The sequence below is a fragment of the Xanthomonas sp. 1678 genome (genome assembly GCF_031455575.1).
Taxonomy (GTDB): domain Bacteria; phylum Pseudomonadota; class Gammaproteobacteria; order Xanthomonadales; family Xanthomonadaceae; genus Xanthomonas_A.
In genome coordinates this window covers 115,513-135,888 of sequence record NZ_JAVDSZ010000012.1, presented here as the reverse complement: position 1 = coordinate 135,888, position 20,376 = coordinate 115,513, and the positions used below count along the sequence as shown (strand labels likewise).

General features: G+C 70.4%; 16 protein-coding genes. 4 read left to right on the top strand and 12 right to left on the bottom strand.

The features are described 5' to 3' along the window. Nucleotides 1-15 precede the first annotated feature (15 nt). The 3 genes from J2Y70_RS18835 to J2Y70_RS18825 all read left to right on the top strand — a co-directional run bounded on the left by J2Y70_RS18835 (nt 16) and on the right by J2Y70_RS18825 (nt 1,486). Nucleotides 16-402 carry a VOC family protein gene (locus tag J2Y70_RS18835; RefSeq protein ID WP_309921008.1) on the top strand — a complete coding sequence of 129 codons (387 nt, stop codon included), beginning with the start codon at nt 16-18 and terminating at the stop codon, nt 400-402. Next, nucleotides 402-1,097, top strand: a complete 696-nt coding sequence (locus J2Y70_RS18830; RefSeq protein WP_309921005.1) for a hypothetical protein — start codon at nt 402-404, stop codon at nt 1,095-1,097. Before J2Y70_RS18835 ends, J2Y70_RS18830 begins: the two co-directional genes overlap by 1 nt. A 149-nt stretch (nt 1,098-1,246) precedes the next feature. Then, complete coding sequence (locus tag J2Y70_RS18825) at nt 1,247-1,486, top strand: hypothetical protein (protein ID WP_309921003.1); 240 nt, start codon at nt 1,247-1,249, stop codon at nt 1,484-1,486. 235 nt (nt 1,487-1,721) lie between these two features. On the opposite strand, the gene uvrD is transcribed toward J2Y70_RS18825, so the two are convergent. Further along, nucleotides 1,722-3,923, bottom strand: a complete 2,202-nt coding sequence (uvrD, locus tag J2Y70_RS18820) for a DNA helicase II (protein ID WP_309921000.1) — start codon at nt 3,921-3,923, stop codon at nt 1,722-1,724. 78 nt (nt 3,924-4,001) lie between these two features. Next, nucleotides 4,002-4,883: a LysR family transcriptional regulator gene (locus tag J2Y70_RS18815; RefSeq protein ID WP_309920997.1), complete on the bottom strand. Its 882-nt coding sequence runs from the start codon at nt 4,881-4,883 to the stop codon at nt 4,002-4,004. Nucleotides 4,884-5,000: 117 nt separating this feature from the next. On the opposite strand from J2Y70_RS18815, the gene J2Y70_RS18810 reads away from it, so the two are divergent. Next, nucleotides 5,001-6,533, top strand: a complete 1,533-nt coding sequence (locus tag J2Y70_RS18810; RefSeq protein ID WP_309920994.1) for an MFS transporter — start codon at nt 5,001-5,003, stop codon at nt 6,531-6,533. Nucleotides 6,534-6,632: 99 nt separating this feature from the next. Here J2Y70_RS18810 and J2Y70_RS18805 read toward each other — a convergent pair whose 3' ends face one another. The 10 genes from J2Y70_RS18805 to J2Y70_RS18760 form a co-directional block, all read right to left on the bottom strand. Further along, entirely contained in the window at nt 6,633-8,063 is a 1,431-nt protein-coding gene (locus J2Y70_RS18805; protein WP_309920991.1) for an FAD/NAD(P)-binding protein, read from the bottom strand. A gap of 118 nt (nt 8,064-8,181) precedes the next feature. Then, nucleotides 8,182-9,600, bottom strand: a complete 1,419-nt coding sequence (gene cls / locus J2Y70_RS18800; protein ID WP_309920988.1) for a cardiolipin synthase — start codon at nt 9,598-9,600, stop codon at nt 8,182-8,184. Between the two features lie 218 nt (nt 9,601-9,818). Beyond that, complete coding sequence (gene rpmG, locus J2Y70_RS18795) at nt 9,819-9,986, bottom strand: 50S ribosomal protein L33 (protein ID WP_170874102.1); 168 nt, start codon at nt 9,984-9,986, stop codon at nt 9,819-9,821. A 10-nt stretch (nt 9,987-9,996) separates the two neighbouring features. Continuing rightward, nucleotides 9,997-10,233: a 50S ribosomal protein L28 gene (rpmB, locus tag J2Y70_RS18790; protein WP_003467012.1), complete on the bottom strand. Its 237-nt coding sequence runs from the start codon at nt 10,231-10,233 to the stop codon at nt 9,997-9,999. A gap of 172 nt (nt 10,234-10,405) precedes the next feature. Beyond that, entirely contained in the window at nt 10,406-11,071 is a 666-nt protein-coding gene (locus tag J2Y70_RS18785) for a cation transporter (protein ID WP_263396632.1), read from the bottom strand. 3 nt (nt 11,072-11,074) lie between these two features. Further along, the gene (locus tag J2Y70_RS18780) at nt 11,075-14,287 is read right to left on the bottom strand and encodes a CusA/CzcA family heavy metal efflux RND transporter (RefSeq protein WP_309920983.1); all 3,213 of its coding nucleotides are present in this window, start codon (nt 14,285-14,287) and stop codon (nt 11,075-11,077) included. Between the two features lie 146 nt (nt 14,288-14,433). Continuing rightward, nucleotides 14,434-15,705, bottom strand: coding sequence for an efflux RND transporter periplasmic adaptor subunit (locus tag J2Y70_RS18775; protein WP_309920980.1), 1,272 nt, complete (start codon nt 15,703-15,705; stop codon nt 14,434-14,436). Nucleotides 15,706-16,187: 482 nt separating this feature from the next. After that, on the bottom strand, nt 16,188-17,459 hold the full coding sequence (locus tag J2Y70_RS18770; RefSeq protein ID WP_309920976.1) for a TolC family protein: 1,272 nt from the start codon (nt 17,457-17,459) through the stop codon (nt 16,188-16,190). A 55-nt stretch (nt 17,460-17,514) separates the two neighbouring features. Further along, complete coding sequence (locus J2Y70_RS18765) at nt 17,515-17,883, bottom strand: hypothetical protein (protein ID WP_263396628.1); 369 nt, start codon at nt 17,881-17,883, stop codon at nt 17,515-17,517. Between the two features lie 482 nt (nt 17,884-18,365). Beyond that, nucleotides 18,366-20,201 (bottom strand): DUF885 family protein, encoded by a 1,836-nt coding sequence (locus J2Y70_RS18760; protein WP_309920973.1) that lies wholly within the window; start codon nt 20,199-20,201, stop codon nt 18,366-18,368. Nucleotides 20,202-20,376: the final 175 nt, after the last annotated feature.

Genomic DNA, 20,376 nt, shown 5'->3' with positions numbered 1-20,376 from the left:
GAAGGACACCATGACATGAAGCGCGTCACCGGCATTGGCGGCATCTTCTTCAAGGCCAACGACGCTGCGGCGCTGCAGGCCTGGTACAAGCGCCATCTGGGCATCGATGTGCAGGAATGGGGCGGCACCGCGTTCGCCTGGACCGACGCCGCGGGCGAGCCGCTCGCCGGCAGCACCATCTGGTCGATCGGCTCGGCGCAAGGCGAGCAGTTCGCACCCAGCACGGCGCCCTTCATGATCAATTACCGGGTCGAGGATCTGCACGCGCTGGTCGAGGTATTGCGCGAGGAAGGCTGCAACGTGCTCGATCGCGTGGACGATTCCGAATACGGGAAATTCGCCTGGGTCATCGACCCGGAAGGCAACAAGGTGGAGCTTTGGGAACCGCCTGCGGGGCAGTGATGGCGGCGGCCGATCCGATGCGTCCCTTGCAGCGGATGTCGATCGCGCTCGCGTTGACAAGCCTGCTTTGCGCGTGTGGTTTGGCGCCACCGCCATCAGCCGGGTCGCGCACCGATCCGCCCCAGGTCTGGACGGGGCTTTCCTGTACGTCTGCGACGCGGGAAAAAGACCGGATTCTGGTTTCCTCGACCCGACATGGCCCGAAAACGACCTGCGTGGACCGCGGCGCGGCGCATATCGACTACCGCAAGGATGCGCTTCGCATCGTTCCCGATGCAGTCGGCGTCACGGCGCTGGAATTGCGTTGCACGTCCCCGCAGCAGGCCAGTGCCTTCTTCCAAAGTGAGCAGGACCAGCTAGCCATCCTGGTGGCAGGTGACGACGCGATCGCGCTATACCGCGTCGGGCCGCCGACGATGGGGTGCGGGTGGCACTCGGCGAGCGATCTGCAGCAGACCATCGCACAATGCGCGATCATCGCCGAGGCTTGGTCGGTGCCCGGCGAGCGCTGTTCGACGCTGTGCGATCAGGACAACGCAGATACTAACGGCATCTGCATCGCTACACGCGCACTCCCTGAAGGCCATCAGGGGACAGCGCTGCCACCCGCTGCGTCAGATCACCTTCAGATTCGCGCAAGCCATCACCAGCCACTTTACGACGTCTCGTCGAACTGCACCTGCACACCGGCGTAGGCGCCGTTGCCGCCGAACTCGGGATGCTGCACGTTGGCGCCAAGCTTGGGCGCCGCTCAAGTCATGCCCCATCTGAGCATGAAATTTAGAGAGCACTGCTCAGATAAGCTAGGACCGAACGCCACTTCGCCCAACGCTCGGTTCATCGCATGAAACTTTATGGATACGCCCCCACGAATGCGCCAGTCGAAAGCATTCGGCCGGAAGAGCTTGCGGAGATCACCCTGTGCGCCGATCCAAGCGAACTGAAACAAATTGCCCGCTTCCTCTTGGACTGTGCGGAGGAGATGGAGAGGATGGCCGCCACCTACGATCACGTGCATCTTTCCGACCGCATCCGGTCCTTCGAATCATCACCGCATTTCGTCGTGTCTCGTGCCGAACCATAGCGGCGATCGACTCACCATGAAGCATTGATCCATCAGCGGATCAGTCGACCCGGTGGCGGCCGGTTCGGACCCTGTTGCCACGGAAAAAGGATGACGGCGGCAACGATGGCGGTACGCGGCACGCATGGATGCCGCAGGCCGAACAACACAGCTCCGCTTCGGAGAGACAGGTATGAGGTGAAGCGATACTGCGACAGGCGTGCCGCTATCCCAGCCCTCCGCCGAGCAGCGCGCGTCAGATCACCGTCAGATTCGCGTACGCCATCACCAGCCACTTCGCGCCGACTTCGTCGAACTGCACCTGCACGCGCGCGTGGGCGCCGCTGCCTTCGTAGTCGACGACCACGCCGCCGCCGAACTTGGGGTGCTGCACGTTGGCGCCGAGCTTGATCGCCGGCGCCTCGATGACGCTGTGGCCGAGGTTGCGTTGCGCGCCGAGCGAGGCGCTGCGCGACACCTGCACCTTCGGCCGCACTTCGTGCAGCAGCTCGCGCGGGATCTCGCGCAGGAAGCGCGAGGGCACGTTGTAGTTGTCCTGGCCGTGGATGCGCCGCGATTCGGCATAGCTGAGCACCAGCTTGTGGCGGGCGCGGGTGATGCCGACGTAGGCCAGGCGCCGCTCTTCCTCCAGCCGCCCGCTCTCTTCCAGCGAACGCGCGCTCGGGAACAGGCCGTCTTCCATGCCGGCCAGGAACACCAGCGGGAATTCCAGGCCCTTGGCCGAATGCAGCGTCATCAGCTGCACGCCGTCCTCGCCGGCCTGGGCCTGGCCTTCGCCGGCCTCCAGCGAGGCGTAGGCCAGGAACGCGACCAGCTCGGTCATCGCCTGGCGGCCTTCGTCGGCGTCCTCGTCGCCGTCGGCGCGCACGAAGCGCGAGGCCACCGAGACCAGTTCGTCGAGGTTGTCGGTGCGCGATTCCGAATCCAGCCCACCGCGGCTTTCCTTGCTCCAGTGGTCGCGCAATGCCGAGCGCGCCAGCACCTGGTCGATCTGCTCGGGCAGCGGCAGCCCGGCCACTTCGGCGGACAGCTGCTCGATCAGGCCCAGGAACTGCGCCAGGGCGTTGCGCGCCCGCGCGGCGAGGTCGCCGCCCTGTTGCGCGGCCTGCTGCGCGGCGGCCCACAACGACAGCGACTGCGCGCGCGCCAGGCGCCGCACTTCGTCCAGGGTGCGGTCGCCGATGCCGCGGGTGGGCGTGTTCACCGCGCGCTCGAACGCCGCGTCGTCGGCGCGGTTGGCGACCAGCCGCAGGTAGGCCAGGGTGTCCTTGATTTCGGCGCGCTCGAAGAAGCGCATGCCGCCGTAGACGCGGTACGGCACCTGTTCGGCGATCAGCGATTCTTCGAACGCGCGCGACTGCGCGTTGCTGCGGTAGAGCACCGCCGCCTCGCTGTAGCTGCCGCCGTCGCGCACCCACTGGCGCACGCGCTCGACCACGTAGCGCGCCTCGTCGATCTCGTTGTAGGCCGCGTACAGGTCGATCGGGTCGCCGTCGCCCGAATCGGTCCACAGCTGCTTGCCGATGCGGTCCGGGTTGTGCGCGATCACCGCGTTGGCGGCGTTGAGGATGTTGGCGCTGGAACGGTAGTTCTGCTCCAGGCGAATGGTCTGCGCGTTCGGGAAATCCTTCAGGAAGCGCTGCACGTTCTCGACCTTGGCGCCGCGCCAGCCGTAGATCGCCTGGTCGTCGTCGCCGACCACGAACACACGCCCGCTGTCGCCAGCGAGCACGCGCACGAACGCGTACTGGATGGCGTTGGTGTCCTGGAACTCGTCGACCAGGATCTCGCCGAAGCGGCTGCGGTAATGCGCCAGCAGCGCCGGGTTGTCGCGCAGCAGTTCGTGCGCGCGCAGCAGCAGTTCGGCGAAGTCGACCAGGCCCGCCCGGTCGCAGCGCTCCTGGTACAGCGCGTAGGCGCTGCGCAGGGTGGTGGTCCACTCGTCGCGCGGCTCGGGCTGGATGTGCTGCGCGCGCCGGCCCTCGTCCTTCTGCTGGTTGATCCACCACACGATCTGCTTGGGCGAGAACTTGCCCTCGTCCAGCTCCAGCTGCTGCACGACGCGCTTGACCAGCCGCAGTTGGTCGTCCGAGTCGAGCACCTGGAAGCTTTCCGGCAACTTCGCGTCCTGCCAGTGCAGCCGCAGCAGGCGGTGCGCCAGGCCGTGGAAGGTGCCGATCCACATGCCGCGGCTGCCGTTGCGCAGCTGCAGGTCGGTGCGGTGGCGCATCTCGCCGGCCGCCTTGTTGGTGAAGGTGACCGCGAAGATGCCGTGCACCGGCACGCCATGGACTTCGTTGAGCCAGGCGATGCGGTGGGTGAGCACGCGCGTCTTGCCGGACCCGGCGCCGGCCAGGACCAGGTAATGGCCGGACGGTGCGGAGACGGCCTCGCGCTGGGCGGGGTTCAGATCATCGAGCAAATGGGAGACATCCACCCGGACATTTTACCGGTTGCGGCGGCGCATCGGCTGCGACGGCAGGCGCGGCGCCGCAAAAACTTCGCCAGCGCGCGGTCAAGCCGCCGGGAACAGGCGTTCGGCTACGAAATCCACGAACGCGCGCAGCTTCGGCGACAGTTGCCTGCTGGACGGCCACAACACGAAGAACTGGCCGCTGTCGTTCAACTCGGCATCGAGCAGCGCCTGCAGGCGGCCGTCGGCCAGCGCCTCGCGGGCCAGGAACTCCGGCATGCAGCCGATGCCCATGCCGCCGATCGCCGCCGCGCGCAGCGCTTCCATGTTGTTGCAGGTCAGGACCGCCCGCGGCAGCGGCGCCGGCGTGGACAACGGCCACTCGTGCAGCTTGCCGGTAGTGGGAAAACGGAAGCGCAGGGTGTCGTGCGCGGCCAGCTGCGCCGGCGTCTGCGGCACGCCGCGGCGGCGCAGGTAGTCCGGCGCGGCGCAGATGCAGAAGCGGAACGGCCCCAGGCGCCGCGACATCAGGCTCGAATCGGCCTGCGTGCCGCTGCGGATCACCGCGTCCAGGCCGCGCTCGACCACGTCGACCAGGCGGTCGTCGAATTCCAGTTCCAGCTCCACCTCGGGATAGCGCTGGCGGAACGCGGGCAGCAGCGGCAGCAGGAAGCGGTAGCCGATGGTCGGCAGGCCCAGCCGCAGCAACCCGCGCGGCGCCTGCAGCGTCTGCGCCAGTACGCTCTCGGCCTCGCGCAGTTCCTCCAGCACGCGCTGGCAGCGCTCGAAGAACAGGCGCCCTTCAGCGGTCAGCGCGATGCGCCGGGTGGTCCGTTGCAACAAGCGCACGCCCAGTTCGCGTTCCAGCGCAGCCACGCTCTTGCCCACCGCCGACGCCGAGATGCCGAGCACGCGGCCGGCACCGACGAAACTCAGCTGTTCGGCGGCGCGGACGAAGGCGACGATGCCGGTCAAACGATCCATATAGGGATATTACGGAATTCTTCTCCGCTATCCGTGGAGATCGACGGCCTTTTTCGATCACTCCTGCCGCGTTATCTCTAGTCGCTATCCCGGCAGCCGCCGGCCGAGCCGCTCGCGATGACCCTCCGCTCCTCCGATTCCTCCGATTCCTCCCCTGCCGCTCCCGCGCGACGCGGCGCCGCGCTCGCCGCGGTGTGCCTGGCCGCCCTGGTCTTGCCGTTGAACTTCTCCGGCGGCGCGGTCGCCACGCCGGCGATCGGCGCAGCGCTGGGCGGCAGCGCGCTGGCGCTGGCCTGGATCACCAATGCCTTCATGCTCAGCTTCGGCAGCCTGCTGCTCGCCGCCGGCGCCCTGGCCGACCGGCACGGCCGCAAGCGCGTGTTCCTGGGTGGGCTGGGCCTGTTCGCCGCCGCCTCGCTGGGCGTCGGCCTGGCCGGCTCGGTGGTCGCGATCGATCTGCTGCGGGCGCTGCAGGGCGTGGGCGCGGCCGCCGCGCTGGCCGGCGGCACCGCGGCGCTGGCGCAGCTGTACGACGGCGCCGCGCGGGCGCGTGCGTTCAGCCTGCTCGGCACCACCTTCGGCACCGGCCTGGCGTTCGGCCCGCTGGCGGCCGGCGTGCTGATCGAACGCGTCGGCTGGCGCGCGATCTTCTTCGGCCTGGCGGCGCTGGCCGCGCTCGCCTGGACGGTCGGTGCGCGCTGTCTGCGCGAGTCGCGCGATCCCGCCCCGGGACCGGCCGACCGCGCCGGTGCCCTATGCTTCAGTGCGGCGCTGGCAGCGTTCACCGCGGGGTTGATCCAGGGGCCGCACAGCGGCTGGCACAGCGTGCCGACCCTGGCCCTGTTGGGGGCGGCGGCGGCGCTGTTGCTCGGCTTCGTGCGGATCGAGCGGCGCTGTCATCGGCCGATGCTGGATTTGAGCCTGTTCCGCTACCGGCGCTTCGTCGGCGTGCAACTGTTGCCGGTGGCGACCTGCTACAGCTATGTGGTGCTACTGGTGCTGCTGCCGTTGCGGCTGATCGGGGTGGACGGCCAGCGCGCCAGCGACGCCGGGCTGACCCTGTTGGCGCTGTCGGCGCCGATGCTGGTGGTGCCGCGCGTGGCGGCGGCGCTGGCGCAGCGCATCGCCCCGCGCCTGCTGTCCGCGGCCGGGTTGGCCTTGGCCGCTGTCGGGCTGTACTGGCTGAGCGCACGCCCTCCCGCGCAGGCGCTGCCGGCACTGTTGCTGATCGGCGCCGGCACCGCGCTGCCATGGGGACTGATGGACGCACTGTCGGTCAGCGTGGTACCGAAGGAACGCGCCGGCATGGCGGCCGGCATCTTCGGCACCTTGCGCGTGGCCGGCGAAGGCATCGCACTGGCGAGCGTGGCCGCGTTACTGGCCGGACTGATCCAGTGGCAGCTGGCGGCCACGGCGCCGGCGGCGACCAGCGCCGCGTTGGCCGAGACCGCGCAACGCCTGGCCGCGGGCGACCTGGCGCAAGCCGCGCATGCGGGCAGCGCCGCGTCCATGGCGCAGTTGCGCCAGGCCTATGTCGACGGGTTCGCGGTGCTGGCGCGCACGCTGGCGGCGATCACGGCGATGTCGGCGGTCGCGATCTATCTGCTGCTGGGGCGGACGACGCGACATTCCGTGGAGGTCAGGGCCTAGACAGGCATCACTGGTAACGCCTGTCGCGGCTGAAGCCGCTCCTACAGTGACGCGTCTGCCTGCAGCGCTTGGGCGCCACAACGGCAGCCCGGCATGCCGTCATTGCGCGTCGGGATTGGCCGGCAGTTCGCCCAACAACGCCTGCGCCTGCTGCTGCGCCTGCACGCGCAGTTCCGGGATCGCCAGGCTTTCCCACAGGCTGCCGATGCGCAGGCTGCCGAGCACGCGGATGCGCGCATCGGCATGGCCGTCGGCGTCGAGCAGGGCGCCGTCGGGCGCGGTGGCGACGCCGATGCCGTGCGGGCCGGGCATGGCGTGGCCGCAGCCCAGCAGTTGGTGCAGCAGCGGGCTGCGCATGGTCTGCGCGCGCAGTTCCACACCGGTGGCGTTGACCAGGTAATGGGCGTCCAGTTGCAGCGCCAAGCCGTCGGGACCGACCGCGTTGACCTGCACGCAGGCGCCGACCGGGAACACCGTGTCCAGCCGCGCGCGGTGCACGCGCAGCTGGCCGACCTGGCGCATCGCCTGCAATTGAGCGAACACCGGCGCGGCGATGCGGTGCCGGTGCACGTCCCAGTAGCGCACCGCATGGCGCAGGAAGCGGCGTTGCTCGGTAGCCGAAAGCGACTGCCACAGCGCCTGACCCAACGGCCGCAGCCGGTCCATCACGCTCTGCCACGGCAGGCCGCGCGCCTGCGCCGCGGCCGCATGCCGGCGCAGCGCGCGCAGGCGCTGGCGCAACGGCAAGGCCAGCAACGGTTGCGGGTCGAAATCGGCCGCTGCGTGCTCGCCGTGCGCGACATGCGGCAGCGGCAGCAAGGCATGCCGCGAGATCACGTGCACCGGGCCGCGATGCGCATTGGCGAGCAGGGTCAGCACGCTGTCGACCATGCTCAGGCCGGCGCCGACGATGCACACCGTGGCCTCGCGCGGGATCGCACGCAGCTGTGCGTGGTTCCAGGCGTCCACGCGCGCCTGCGCGGGCAGGCTGGACGCGCCGCGCGCCGGGAGCGGACGCAGGCTGTTGCCCAGCGCCAGCACCGTCGCCTGCGCACGCAGCGCCGGGCCGTCCTGCAGCCGCAACGCCTGGCCACGATCGTCGCGATCCAGCGCCACCACCCGCGCCTGCCGCCATCGCAGCTGCGCCGGACTTGCGGCCTGCGCCTGCGTCAGGCGCGCGCGCAGGTACTCGGCGTAATGGCGGCGTTGCACGTAGGCCTGCGCCAGCGCGGCGCGCTGCAGCGCCGGATACAGCGCCTGCTGCTGCAACCAGTCGAGGAAATCGTCGGGCAGCTCGGGGAAAGCGCTCATGCGCCCGGCCGGCACGTTCAGCAGGTGCTCCGCGCAGGGCGTGGCATAGGCCACGCCCTGCGCCAGCGCGGCCTGCGGCTCGATCAGCTGCAGCCGCAGCGCACGCGTGGCCTGCCGCAGCAACTGCAGCGCGACCAGGGTGCCGGCCGCACCGCCGCCGACGATGGCGATATCGCAGTCGCAGTCGCCATCGGACGCGGTGGGCAGGAGTTCGCTCATATCGGCGATTGTAAGGGATGCCCTCGCCGGCTCGGCCTGCGGCTGAGAACCATCGCGCATGTCGCGACAAAGATCGCGCATGGCCGCGACATCATGCCGTCACGTCCATGTGCGCGACTCACATCAACGCATCGGCCAGGCGCGCGATGCCTTCGCGGCTGCGCCGCCATGTCGGCCGCTTGCGCCAGCTTTCCAGCGACAGCGTGCGCGCATCGGCCAGATAGTCCGCCTCTACCACGCGCAGCCGCTGCACCACCTCGGCGCTGTAGCACAGCACGCCGATCTCCGCGTTCAGCGCGAAGGAGCGGATGTCCAGGTTGATCGAGCCAACCAAGGCGATGCCCTCGTCCACGCTCAGGTGCTTGGCGTGCAGGAAGCACGGCCGGTACAGCGCGATCTTGACCCCGCTGCGCAGCAGTTCGTCGTAGTAGGCCTCCTGCGCCCAGGCGGTGAGCCGCTGGTTGCTGCTCTCCGACAGGATCAGCTGCACGTCCACCCCGGACAGCGCGGCGATGCGCAACGCGCTGAGCGTGGCCTCGTCGGGCACGAAGTACGGCGTCACCATCACGATCCGCCGCCGCGCCAGGTGGATCAGCGCATTGACCGCATCGCGCGCGTTCTCGAACGGATAGGCCGGGCCGCTGGGCAGCAGTTGCGTGGCGGTGTCGGCACCGTGCACCGCGGTCACCTCGGTCACCCGCAGGCGCTGCCCGGTCTCGATGAACCAGTCGCTGGCGAACACCGCCTCCAGGTGCGCGACCACCGGCCCCTGCACCCGCGCCACCAGCTCGCGGTTGGGATGGCCGCGCACGAACTCGGCCGCGGCCAGGTTCTGCGAGCCGATGTAGCCGACGCGGTTATCGATCACCGCGATCTTGCGGTGGTTGCGCAGGTCCATGCGCCCGCTGCGGCGCCAGCGCAGCCCGCCCGGCAGCAGCGCCTGCACCTCGACCCCCCCCGCGCGCAGGCGCTTGCGGTAGCGGTGCAGCCCGCGGCGTCCGCCGCGCGCATCGAGCAGCAGGCGGCAGCGCACGCCGCGCGCGGCGGCGCGCAGCAACGCGGCCACGACCGCCTCGCCGACCGCATCGTCGAACATCAGGTAGTACAGCAGGTGCACGCGCTCCACGGCCGCGTCGATGTCGTCGATCAGCGCCTGCAGCGACACCGCATAGCGGTCCAGCAGTTCCACCGTGTTGCCATGGGTCGGCATGAAGTCGCCCTGGCGCTCGATCAGCGGCACCACCTCGGCGATCGCGGTATCGGCGGGCGCAGTCCAGCGCAACGCGGTCAGCGGCACCTGCTGCTCGCGGATCACCTGCGAGGCCTGCGCCTGGCGCTGGATGCGCTCGCGCGACAGCCACGGATGGCCGAGCAGCAGGTACAGCGGCAGTCCCAGCACCGGCACGAAGCCCACCAGCAGCAGCCAGCTGCGCGCCGCGCCGGGCGTGGTCCGCGCCGGGATCCACAGCAACGCCACCAGCCGGATCAGCCAGTCCAACGCCAGCAACCAGGTGCCTTCCAACCAGAACGGCAGCATCGCGACCCTTCGCAAGCCAAGTCGCCCGATTCTGCGGGCTGCGGCGGCAAACGCAACCGTCGCGTGCGGTGCCGCGGCCGGCGGCGCGCGCCGGGCGTGTGCCTCGCGCAGCGGCGACGGCGTGCAGCAGGACAACATGTGCGGACCCCAGACGCACGAAACCCGCCTTGCGGCGGGTTCCGTGTCGACCTCGAAAACGCGATCCAGCGATCAGTCGATCACTTGATCTTGCCTTCCTTGTACATCACGTGCTTACGCACGACCGGGTCGTACTTCATCATTTCCATCTTCCCCGGAGTGTTCTTCTTGTTCTTGTCCGTGGTGTAGAAGTGGCCGGTGGCGGCCGAGGAAATCATACGGATCTTGTCACGCTTGCCTGCCATGATTGCTTACTCCTCAGACCTTTTCGCCGCGCGCGCGCAGCTCTTTCAGAACGGCATCGATCCCGTTCTTGTCGATGGTGCGCAACGCATGCGCGGAAACACGGAGCTTGATCCAGCGGTTCTCGCTGGCGACCCAGAAGCGGCGCTCGTGCAGGTTGGGCAGGAAGCGGCGACGGGTTCTGTTGTTGGCGTGGGAGACGTTGTTACCCGTCTGCACACGCTTGCCGGACACTTGGCATACGCGGGACATTACGCACCTCGATAGAAAGTTTGAGTCGCCCATAGCCTGGGAGACGGCGGCCCCGGCAGCCTTGCGGCCACCACGCGACGTGGGAAATCAAGCAGTTACGCTGGGGAAGGCCGGCCGGAGATCGCGTATCCGGCCGCCGTTCCGACCGGAGCCGGGCACAGCGAGCCGCGCATTATGCACGGCTTTCCCTTGTGTCGCAAGCACTTACCGGCAGCGCGCGGGCCTGGCGCAGTTCCGCCCAGGCGCGCCGCGCCACCCGCCAGGCCGAGCGCAGGAACAGCAGCAACAGCGCCGCGGCGATCAGCAGGTCCGGCCAGCCGGCGCCGAACGCCCACACCGCGACGCTGGCCAGGATCACCGCGCCGCCCTCGTAGACGTCGTTGAGCGAGCAGGCCCAGGCCGAGGCCAGGTTGATGTCGCCGCGGCGATACGGCCACAGCAGGCGCAGGCACAGCAGGTTGGCGGCCAGGTTCAACGCCGCGGCCACACCCATGCTCTCGAACAGCGGCAGCTGCGGGTGCAGCAGCTTCCAGCCGATGCCGGCGGCCACCGCCAGCGCCGCGGCCAGGATCAGCGCGGCCTTGAGCAGCGCCACGCGCGCCTTCGCCGCCAGGCTCGCGCCCACCACCGCCAGGCTCAGCGCATAGGTCAACGCGTCGCCGAGGTTGTCCAGGCTGCCGGACAGCAGCGAGGCCGAGCCGCTGTGCCAGGCGCTGCCCAGCATCATCGCGAAGGTGCCGGCGTTGATCGCCAGCACCCACCACAGCACGCGGCGTTGGCGGGCGTGCAGCGCCGCCACGTCCACGGTCTTGCCGCACCCGCAGCAACTGTCGGCCATGGCTCACCTCGCGAGGGTCGGGGCGGCGGCCACCGCGGACGCCGGTTCGGCAGTGTCGCGCCGATGCAGCCAGCGGTACAGCACCGGCAGCACCAGCAGGGTCAGCAGCGTGGAGGAGACGATGCCGCCGATCACCACCGTGGCCAGCGGCCGCTGCACTTCCGAGCCGGCGCCGACGTTGAACGCCATCGGCACGAAGCCCAGCGCCGCCACCAGCGCGGTCATCAGCACCGGCCGCAGCCGTGCCAAGGCGCCCTCGCGCAGCGCCTGCTCCAGCGCCAGGCCGTCCTCGCGCAGCTTGCGCACGAAGGCGATCATCACCAGCCCGTTGAGTACCGCCACCCCGGACAGCGCGATGAAGCCGACCCCGGCGGAGATCGACAGCGGGATGCCGCGCAACGCCAGCGCGACCACGCCGCCGGTCAGCGCCAGCGGCACGCCGCTGAACACGATCGCCGCGTCGCGGAGCGAGCCGAACGACCAGTACAGCAGCGCGAAGATCAACAGCAGCGTGGCCGGCACCACCCAGGCCAGGCGCTGCCCAGCCGAGATCAGCTGCTCGAAGGTGCCGCCGTAGCCGATCCAGTAGCCGCTGGGCAGTTCGACCTCGGCCTGCACGCGCCGCTGCAGCTCGGCGACGAAACCGCCCAGGTCGCGGTCGCGCACGTTGGCGGTGACCACGATGCGGCGCTTGCCGTCCTCGCGGTTGATCTGGTTCGGCCCCAATACGGTTTCCACCTTGGCCACCTCGCGCAGCGGCACGGTGATCGGCGCGCCGCTGCGCCAGCCGGGCGCGCGGCTGGACTCGTCGGCGTCGCCGCGCTCGCCGTCGCCGCGCAATGGGATCGGCAGGTCGGCCAGCGCCGCCGGATCCTGGCGCAGCGCTTCGGGCAGGCGCACCACGATGTCGAAACGGCGGTCGCCTTCGAACAGTTGCCCGGCGTCCTGCCCGCCCACCGCGGCGGCCACCGTGTCCTGCACCACGCCGGGATTGAGCCCGTAGCCGGCGAGCGCGGTGCGGTCCGGGACCACGCTCAGCATCGGCAGGCCGGTCGCCTGCTCGAGCTTGACGTCGGCCGCGCCGGGCACGCGGCGGGCCACCTCCTCGATGCGCCGGCCGACCTCGACCAGCGTGTCCAGGTCGTCGCCGTAGAGCTTGATCGCCACGTCTGCGCGCACACCGGAGATCAGCTCGTTCATGCGCATCTGGATCGGCTGGGTGAACTCGTAGTTGTTGCCGGGCAACTGCTGCACCGCCGCCTCGATCTCGGCCAGCAGCTGCGCCTTGGGCTTGCGCGGATCGGGCCATTGCGCGCGCGGCTTCATGATCAGGAAGGTGTCGGCCACCGACGGCGGCATCGGGTCGGTGGCGACCTCGGCGGTGCCGAGCTTGCCGAACACGTGCGCCACTTCCGGAAACTGCTTGATCCGCCGCTCCAGCGTGGCCTGCATGGCGATCGCCTGCTCCAGGCTGGTGCCGGGAATGCGCAGCGCGTGCAGGGCGATGTCGCCTTCGTCGAGGTTGGGAATGAACTCGGTGCCCAGCCGCGTGGCCAGCACGCCGCACAGCAGCACCAGCGCCAGCGCGCCCGCACCGATCCAGCGCGCGTGGCGCAGCGCGCCGTCCAGCAACGGCGCATACGCCTGCCGCGCCCAGCGCATGGCGCGGTTCTCGTGCTCGGCCACCTTGCCGCCCAGCATCAACGCGATCGCCGCCGGCACGAAGGTCAGCGACAGCAGCATCGCCCCGGTCAGCGCCAGCACCACGGTGATCGCCATCGGGTGGAACATCTTGCCTTCGATGCCGGTCAGCGCGAACACCGGCAGGTACACCGCGGCGATGATGCCCACGCCGAACAGGCTGGGACGGATCACCTCGGCGGTGGCCTGCGCGGTCAGCTCGAAGCGTTCGGCGGCGCTGAGCACCCGGCCCAGCCGCTGCTGCGCCTGCCCGAAGCGGCTCAGGCAGTTCTCCACGATGATCACCGCGCCATCGACGATCAGCCCGAAATCCAGCGCGCCCAGGCTCATCAAATTGCCGGACACGCCGCCGCGGGCCATGCCGGTGAGGGTGAACAGCATCGCCAGCGGGATCACCGCGGCGGTGATCAGCGCCGCGCGGAAATTGCCCAGCAGCAGGAACAACACCGCGATCACCAGCAGCGCGCCCTCGACCAGGTTCTTGGCCACGGTGGCGATGGTGCGATCGACCAGCGCGGTGCGGTCGTACACCGGCACCGCCTGCACGCCCGGCGGCAGGCTGCGGTTGGCCTGTTCGAGTCGCTCCGCCGAGGCCTGCGCCACGGCGCGGCTGTTGGCGCCGACCAGCATGAACACCGTGCCCAGCACCACCTCGCTGCCGTCCTGGGTGGCGGCGCCGGTGCGCAGCTCCGGTCCTTCGCCGACCTGGGCCACGTCGCGCACCCGGATCGGCACGCCTTCGCGCCGATCCAGCACGATCACGCCGAGCTCGTCGATGCCGCTAACCTGCCCCGGCACCCGCACCAGGAACTGCTGGCCGTTGCGTTCGATGTAGCCGGCGCCGACGTTGCGGTTGTTGGCCTCGACCGCCCGCGCCACATCGTCCAGGGTGAAACCGAGCGCGACCAGCCGCGCCGGGTCCGGGGTGATGTGGATCTGCCGCGCATAGCCGCCGATGGTGTTGACCTCGGTGACGCCCGGCACGTTGCGCAGCTGCGGCCGCACCACCCAGTCCTGCAGCGTGCGCAGGTCGGTGGCGGTCCACGCTGTACCGTCGGGCTTGCGCGCATTCGGCTTGGCCTCGACCGTGTACATGAAGATCTCGCCCAGGCCGGTGGCGATCGGCCCGAGCTGCGGCTCCAGCTCCGGCGGCAGTTGCGACTTCACCTGCTGCAGCCGTTCGGCCACCTGCTGCCGCGCGAAGTACAGGTCGGTGCCGTCGGCGAACACCGCGGTCACCTGCGACAGCCCGTAGCGCGACAGCGAGCGGGTGGATTCCAGTCCCGGCAATCCCGCCAGCACCGTCTCCAGCGGGAAGGTGACGCGCTGCTCGGCCTCCAGCGGCGAATAGCCGGGCGCGGCGGTATTGACCTGCACCTGCACGTTGGTGATGTCCGGCGTGGCATCGATCGGCAGGCGCGAGAAACTCCACGCGCCGATCGCGACCAGCACCCCGGTCAGCGCCAGCATCAGCCAGCGCTGCGCGATCGCGAAGCGGATGAGGTTAGCGAGCATAGCGGCCTCCGTGCGCAGCGCGCGACCTGCCGCTTTTCTGTAGGAGCGGCTTCAGCCGCGACCGATATGCCGGCATCGCGTTTACGTTCGGATGTCTGTCGCGGCTGAAGCCGCTCCTACAGGGGTGCCAGGGCGCGATGCGTGGCTCAATGATCATGCGATGCCCCCGACTTCTCGATGTCCGCCTTGACCAGATAACTCTGCTCCACCACCACCTGGTCGCCGGCCTTCAGCCCGGACAGCACCTGCACCTGGCGCGCGTCGCGCGCGCCGAGTTGCAGCGGCCGCACTTCGTAGGTATCGCCCACGCGCACGAACGCCACCTCCCAGTCGCGGAAGGTCTGCAACGCGGCCACCGGCACCACCAGTTCGGCCGGCTGCTGCGCCACCGTCACCCGCGCCTTCACCGCCGAGCCCGGCCGCCACAGGCCGTCGTCGTTGCGCAACACCGCGCGCGCCACCGTGCTCTGGCTGGCGGTGGCGGTGCCCGGCAGCACGCGTTCCAGCGTGGTCTGCGCGACCGTGCCGTCGCTGATCCGGGTCACCGTCACCGGCGCGCCGGCGGCGATGTGCCCGGCATCGGCGCCGAAGATGTGCAGGTCCACCCACAGCGTGGACAGGTCGGCGATCTCGAACAGCGCCTGGCCTTCGCTGGCTGCGCTGCCCACGCTGGCATTGCGCGCCAGCACCGTGCCGGCGATCGGCGCGACGACGGTGTAGCTGGTCAGGCTCAGGTTGCTCTCCACCGTGGCCAGCGCCTGGCCCGCGCTCACGCGGTCGCCGACGTTGGCGCGCAGGCTGCGCACCGGGCCGGGGAAGCGCGCGGTGGCCTGCGCCTGCGCGCCTTCGGCCGGGGTCAGCAGGCCCTGCACCTCGTGCTCGTCGGCGATGCTGCCGGGGCCGACCGGCGCGACGCGGATGCCGGCGTCGGCGGCGATCTGCGCCGCGATCTCGGTGCGGCCTTCGTAGCTGGGATAGGTCCAGCGCAGCGCTTTGCCCTGCACCGTGGCGCGCACCTCCACGTCGAACGAATGCGGCTCGTACACCACGCTGTCGGCCAGCAGGCTGCCGTCGTCGCGCGCGCGCAGGCGATGGGTCTCGGCGATTCCGCCCAGGCGCTTGAGTTGCACTTCGACGCTGCCGGCACCAGGCGGCAACGGCTTGCCGTCGCGGTATAGCCAGGCCTGGTAGGCCGGCGGCGTGCCGTCCTCGGCGATCGCCAGTTCGACCGCGTAGCCGTCCTGCTCGAGCAGGCGGCCGCCGTGCGCGCCCTTGCGCGCTTCCTCGGCGTGGGCGTCGCCGGCGTCGCCATGCGCGTCGGCGTCGTCGTGGCTGGCGCCGTCGCCAGCACCGGCGCAACCGCCGAGCAGCAGTCCAAGCAACAGCGGCGCGATCAGCGCGGCAGATCTGAAGTTCATCGTAGGCAGTCCTGAAAGACGCCGGCGGCGGGCGCCAGGCGTCGGGAGAAGGGGGTCGAAAGCGATGGCGTTTGCCGGCGCTGCGTGGCGCGGCGCGCTGCTCGGCACGGTGCCGGTGGCCGGACACAATCCGCTCGACACGGTGTTCCTGCTGGAGTCGAGCAAGCCGCGCATCCCGTCGCGCCGCGGCATGACCGGCGGCGGCCACTTGCGATCGACGATGGCCCTCGCCGTCCCCGCAGCGCGGCCGGAATCGGCCGGCGCGACGCGCAGCATCATCGCTGCATGCCGCTCGCGGTGCTGGCGCAGCGCGCGGCATAGTGCAGCTGCAACGCGGCCGGTCGCGCTGGTCCGCAACCGGCGGCACGAGGCACGCGTGACGCTGCCGACGCCTTGCTGCGCGGACCACGGCAACAGATATCTGCGCGTCGGTGCGGTGAGTGCAGCCAGCGCGTGGCGGATGCGCAACAGCAGTGGACGGCTCATCGCGCCACCTGCGCCGCGCCCGCGACCACGAACGGCTGTCCGGTCAGGCGCTGGATCTCGATCAGCGCGGTCTGCGCCTCGATCGCGGCGGCGAGCTGTTGCTGCCGCGCATCGCCGTGCTGGGCCTGCAGCTGCGCCCACTCCAGATAGCTGATCGCGCCGCCGCGATAGGCGCGCTCGGCGGCGGCCTCGGCGCGCGTCAGTTTCGGCAGCACGTCCTCGCGCATGCGCGCCACTTCCAGTTGCGCGGCGCGGTAGCGGCCGTGCGCGTCGGCGAGCGTGGAATACAGCGCCAACGCCTGCGCCTCGCGCTCCACGCCGAGCAGGTCGCGCTCGGCCTCGGCGGCACGGATCTCCGGCTGCGCGCGCGCCGCGCTGCCCAACGACAGCGAAATCCCGGCGACCAGGGCGGTGGCGTCGCCGTCCTGCAGCCGACGCACGCCGAACTGCCAGTCCAGGTCGGGCCGCGCCTGGCTGCGCGCCAGGCGCAACCGCGCCTCGCGCACGCGCGCCTCGCCGACGAAGCGCGCCAGTTCCGGGGTGGCATCGAGCAGCGCGGCCAGTGCGCCGAAGTCGGGCACCGCCGGCAGCGCCAGCGGATCGCCGACCACGCGCGCGAACGCGGGATCGCGCTCGCCCCACAGCACCGACAGATGGCGGCGGGCGGCATCGTGCTCCTGCTGCGCGCGGTCGCGGTCCAGCTCCGCGCGGGCCTGCAGCGCCTGCGCGGTCAACAGCACCGATTCGGGCGAGGCGCCGGCCTGCAGCCGCTGCCGCGCCGCGGCGACGGTGCGCTGGCGCTGGGCCAGGTCGGCGCTGGCGATGGCCTGGCGCTGCGCCGCCGCGGCGATCGCCAGATAGCGGCGCGCGACCTCGGCGAGCAGGTCCAACCGCGCCAGTTCGCGCTGCGGCGCCAGCGCGTCGATGCGCGCCTGCGCCAGGGTGCGGCGCGCGTCGAGCTTGCCGCCGCGCTCGAGCACGCCGGCCAGGCTGACGGTCAGCTCGGCCTGGTCCAGGCCGCGCGCATCGCCACTGCCGAAGGCGTTCTCCAGTTCGGCGCCCAGGCGCAGCGGCGGGCGCAGCGCGTCGCGCTCGGCCTCGGCGGCGAGCACGCGGCGCTGGCCGTCGGCCAGGCGCAGATCGGGATGGGAGCGGGCGACGCGGGCAACGGCGTCGTCCAGGGTGAGCACAGCATCGGGCGGCACGGCCTGCGCCCACGCGCAGGGCGCGACCGCGAAGGCGGCAACAGCCGCCAGTCGCAACCACATGGGACTTCTCCGGATTCGGGGATCGATGGACGGGCCGGCAGGCGCCGGCGGTGCATCAAGCCGCGATCGGAGGCCGCAACAGGGTATCCAGCAGGTGCGAGCGGTAGTCCTGGTGCCCGGCGGCCGGGCGCAGCTGCGCCGGCAACGGCACTCCCTGCCAGGCCAGCGCCGGCAGCAGCGCCGGGCTCTGTCCGTGGCAATAGCCACTGTGCATCAGCGCATGCATCAAGCCGGCGCCATCGCGTTCATCCTCGCCATCGGCGTGGTGCGACGCGTCTTCGTCCACATGCGCCTGGCCGTGCGCCAGCGCGTGCACGTCGCCCAACGCGCAGGCCACCGGCGCCACCAGCACGCTCAGCGCCAGCAGCGCCAGCACCGTCAGGCGCAGCAGCGGGTGCAGCAGGTGGGCACGGCGGATGGACATGGCGCCAGCCTAGCGATGCGGGCGGGGTTACACAATCGCAGATGGGGGGATGAGGCGAGGCGAGAGCGGATCGAGCGGCGACCGGCGTGGCTTCATGCGGCGTCGATGGTCGTCGCCTGATCCTGATCCGGCGTTGGCGGTCGCCGTCTCGTTTGCACTCGCGCACTGACGGTTCACCGCATCCTCGGGAGTGGTCGCATTCTTGCGGTCGCACCTCTATCCGGCATTGCGGCTATTGCCTCAAAGCCTCGCTAGCGGTCGTACCCTCAGCCGGGACTGGCCGATGCACTCCCACGCTGTGCTGGCGGTCGTACTCTCATCCGGGACTGGCCGATGCACCGCCATGCTGTACTGGCGGTCGTACTCTCATCCGGGACTGGCCGATGCACCGCCATGCTGTACTGGCGGCCGTACCCTCATCCGGCGCTGCGCGCCACCTTCTCCCGGTGGGAGAAGGGAGCAGGCGCGCTTTGTTTGCCCAGTTATTCGGGCGCGGCTGCGGCGGGCTTCGGAGACGCTGCTTTGTGCTGCTTGCTCTGGGCAATGAACGCGCGCACCTCCTGCTGCAGCACCGGCAGCGGCACCGAGCCCTGCTTCAGCACTGCGTCGTGGAAGGCCTTGATGTCGAAGTCCGCGCCCAGTTCCTGCTCGGCCTCGGCGCGCAGCTTGACGATGGCGATCTCGCCGAGCTTGTAGCTCAGCGCCTGGCCCGGCCAGGAGATGTAGCGGTCCACTTCGGTGGTGACCTCGTGCTCGCTGAGCGCGGTGTGCCCGCGCAGGTAGGCCAGCGCCTGCTCGCGGCTCCAGCCCTTGTGATGCACGCCGGTGTCGATCACCAGCCGGCAGGCACGCCACATCTCGTAGCTGAGCCGGCCGAAATCCTCGTACGGGGTTTCGTAGATGCCCATCTCCTTGCCCAGCTTCTCGGTGTACAGCGCCCAGCCCTCGCCGTAGGCGGAGATGTAGTTCTCGCGGCGGAACGCCGGCTGCGCGCCCTGCTCCTCGGCCAGCGCACCCTGCAGCGAATGGCCGGGCGAGGATTCGTGCAGGGTCAGCGCCGGCAGGTTGTACAGCGGGCGCGACGGCAGGTCGTAGGTGTTGAGCCAGTAGGTGCCGACGCCTCCGCGGCCGGCGGTCCAGAACGGCGCGATGTCGGCCGGCACCGGCACGATGGTGAAGCGTCCGCGCGGCAGCGTGCCGATGAACTTGCCGACCTCGCCATCCACGCGCTTGGCGATCCACGCGGCCCGATCGAGCAGTTCCTGCGGCGTCTTGACGTAGAACTGCGGATCGCTGCGCAGGAACTGCAGGAACGCCGGGAACGTCTGCTGGCCGGCCGGCGCCTTGAAGCCGACCTGGCGGATGATCGCGTCCATCTCCTTCTGGATCCGCGCCACTTCCTGCAGGCCCACCTGGTGGATCTGCTCGGGACTCATTTCCAGCGTGGTGTATTCGCGGATCTGCTGCTGGTAGTAGGCCTTGCCGTCGGGCATCGCTTCGGCGGCCAACGTGATGCGCGCCTGCGGCACGTACTCTTCGCGATAGAAGCGCAGCAGTTGCGCGTACGCCGGGATCACCTTGTCGCGGATCGCCGCCTGCGCCTGGTCGCGCAGCGCCTGCTGCTCGGCGGCCGGGATCTGCGCCGGCAGCTGCTTGAACGGCGCGTACAGCGTGGCGGCGGTGGGATCCTTCAGTTCGGCGACGCCGGCGATCGAGCCATCGCGGCCTTCCAGCACCGCGCGCGGCACGCTGAAGCCGCGCTTGAGCCCGGCGCGCATGTTGTCGGTCTGCTGCGCGAAGTAGCGCGGCACGTCGTCGAGCCGCGCGATGTAGGCGCGGTACTCGGCCGGCGTGCGCAAGCTGCGCCGCGCCATGAAGCCCAGGTCCGACCAGAACGAGCTGTCGGAATTGAACGGCATCTCATAGGCACGCAGGCGCACCGCGGCGGCAAGGTTCTCGATCTGCGGGCGGTACACCGCCAGGTTGACCTGGTTGTCGGCCGACAGCTGCGCCGGGTCGATACCGTCGAGCTGGCGCAGCACGTCTTCCCACACCTTCAGCCGTGCCGCCTGCGCCGCCGCGCCGACGTCAGGCAGCTGCCGGTTGTCGCCGCTGCTGTCGCTGTCCTCGTCGGCCTGGCCGACCTGCGCCTGTCGCCATTTCCACTCCTTCTCGTAGATGGCCTGGAAGCGGGCATCGGCAGCGGAAGCGGCGGCCGCCGCTGGCGGCGCTGCGGCTGGCGGCGCGGCCAGCGCCGGCGCGGCCAACGTGAGGGCGAGCAACAGGGAAGCGGCCAGCGGGGTCTTGGCGATCGGCATGGGCGGCGACAGGCAGTGGGAACAGGATCCCGATGATCGCATTCCGGGCGTGGCGGGGGGTGGGCCGGAAGTCCTGGTGCGGCACTCATCGGAAACTGAGACACCGACAACGGCAACGCGCTGCACTTTGCAGAAACCAATCGGGCAGAACAGCGCTGGCCGATGGCTGCCACCG

Bases quoted from the DNA above. Each gene is read 5' to 3' on its own strand.
- J2Y70_RS18785 (WP_263396632.1), bottom strand. From the start codon at position 11,071: ATGGCCGACAGTTGCTGCGGGTGCGGCAAGACCGTGGACGTGGCGGCG.
- J2Y70_RS18780 (WP_309920983.1), bottom strand. From the start codon at position 14,287: ATGCTCGCTAACCTCATCCGCTTCGCGATCGCGCAGCGCTGGCTGATG.
- J2Y70_RS18805 (WP_309920991.1), bottom strand. From the start codon at position 8,063: ATGAGCGAACTCCTGCCCACCGCGTCCGATGGCGACTGCGACTGCGAT.
- J2Y70_RS18825 (WP_309921003.1), top strand. From the start codon at position 1,247: ATGAAACTTTATGGATACGCCCCCACGAATGCGCCAGTCGAAAGCATT.
- J2Y70_RS18835 (WP_309921008.1), top strand. From the start codon at position 16: ATGAAGCGCGTCACCGGCATTGGCGGCATCTTCTTCAAGGCCAACGAC.
- J2Y70_RS18815 (WP_309920997.1), bottom strand. From the start codon at position 4,883: ATGGATCGTTTGACCGGCATCGTCGCCTTCGTCCGCGCCGCCGAACAG.
- J2Y70_RS18770 (WP_309920976.1), bottom strand. From the start codon at position 17,459: ATGTGGTTGCGACTGGCGGCTGTTGCCGCCTTCGCGGTCGCGCCCTGC.
- J2Y70_RS18765 (WP_263396628.1), bottom strand. From the start codon at position 17,883: ATGTCCATCCGCCGTGCCCACCTGCTGCACCCGCTGCTGCGCCTGACG.
- rpmB (WP_003467012.1), bottom strand. From the start codon at position 10,233: ATGTCCCGCGTATGCCAAGTGTCCGGCAAGCGTGTGCAGACGGGTAAC.
- J2Y70_RS18830 (WP_309921005.1), top strand. From the start codon at position 402: ATGGCGGCGGCCGATCCGATGCGTCCCTTGCAGCGGATGTCGATCGCG.
- J2Y70_RS18760 (WP_309920973.1), bottom strand. From the start codon at position 20,201: ATGCCGATCGCCAAGACCCCGCTGGCCGCTTCCCTGTTGCTCGCCCTC.
- J2Y70_RS18775 (WP_309920980.1), bottom strand. From the start codon at position 15,705: ATGAACTTCAGATCTGCCGCGCTGATCGCGCCGCTGTTGCTTGGACTG.
- J2Y70_RS18810 (WP_309920994.1), top strand. From the start codon at position 5,001: ATGACCCTCCGCTCCTCCGATTCCTCCGATTCCTCCCCTGCCGCTCCC.
- cls (WP_309920988.1), bottom strand. From the start codon at position 9,600: ATGCTGCCGTTCTGGTTGGAAGGCACCTGGTTGCTGGCGTTGGACTGG.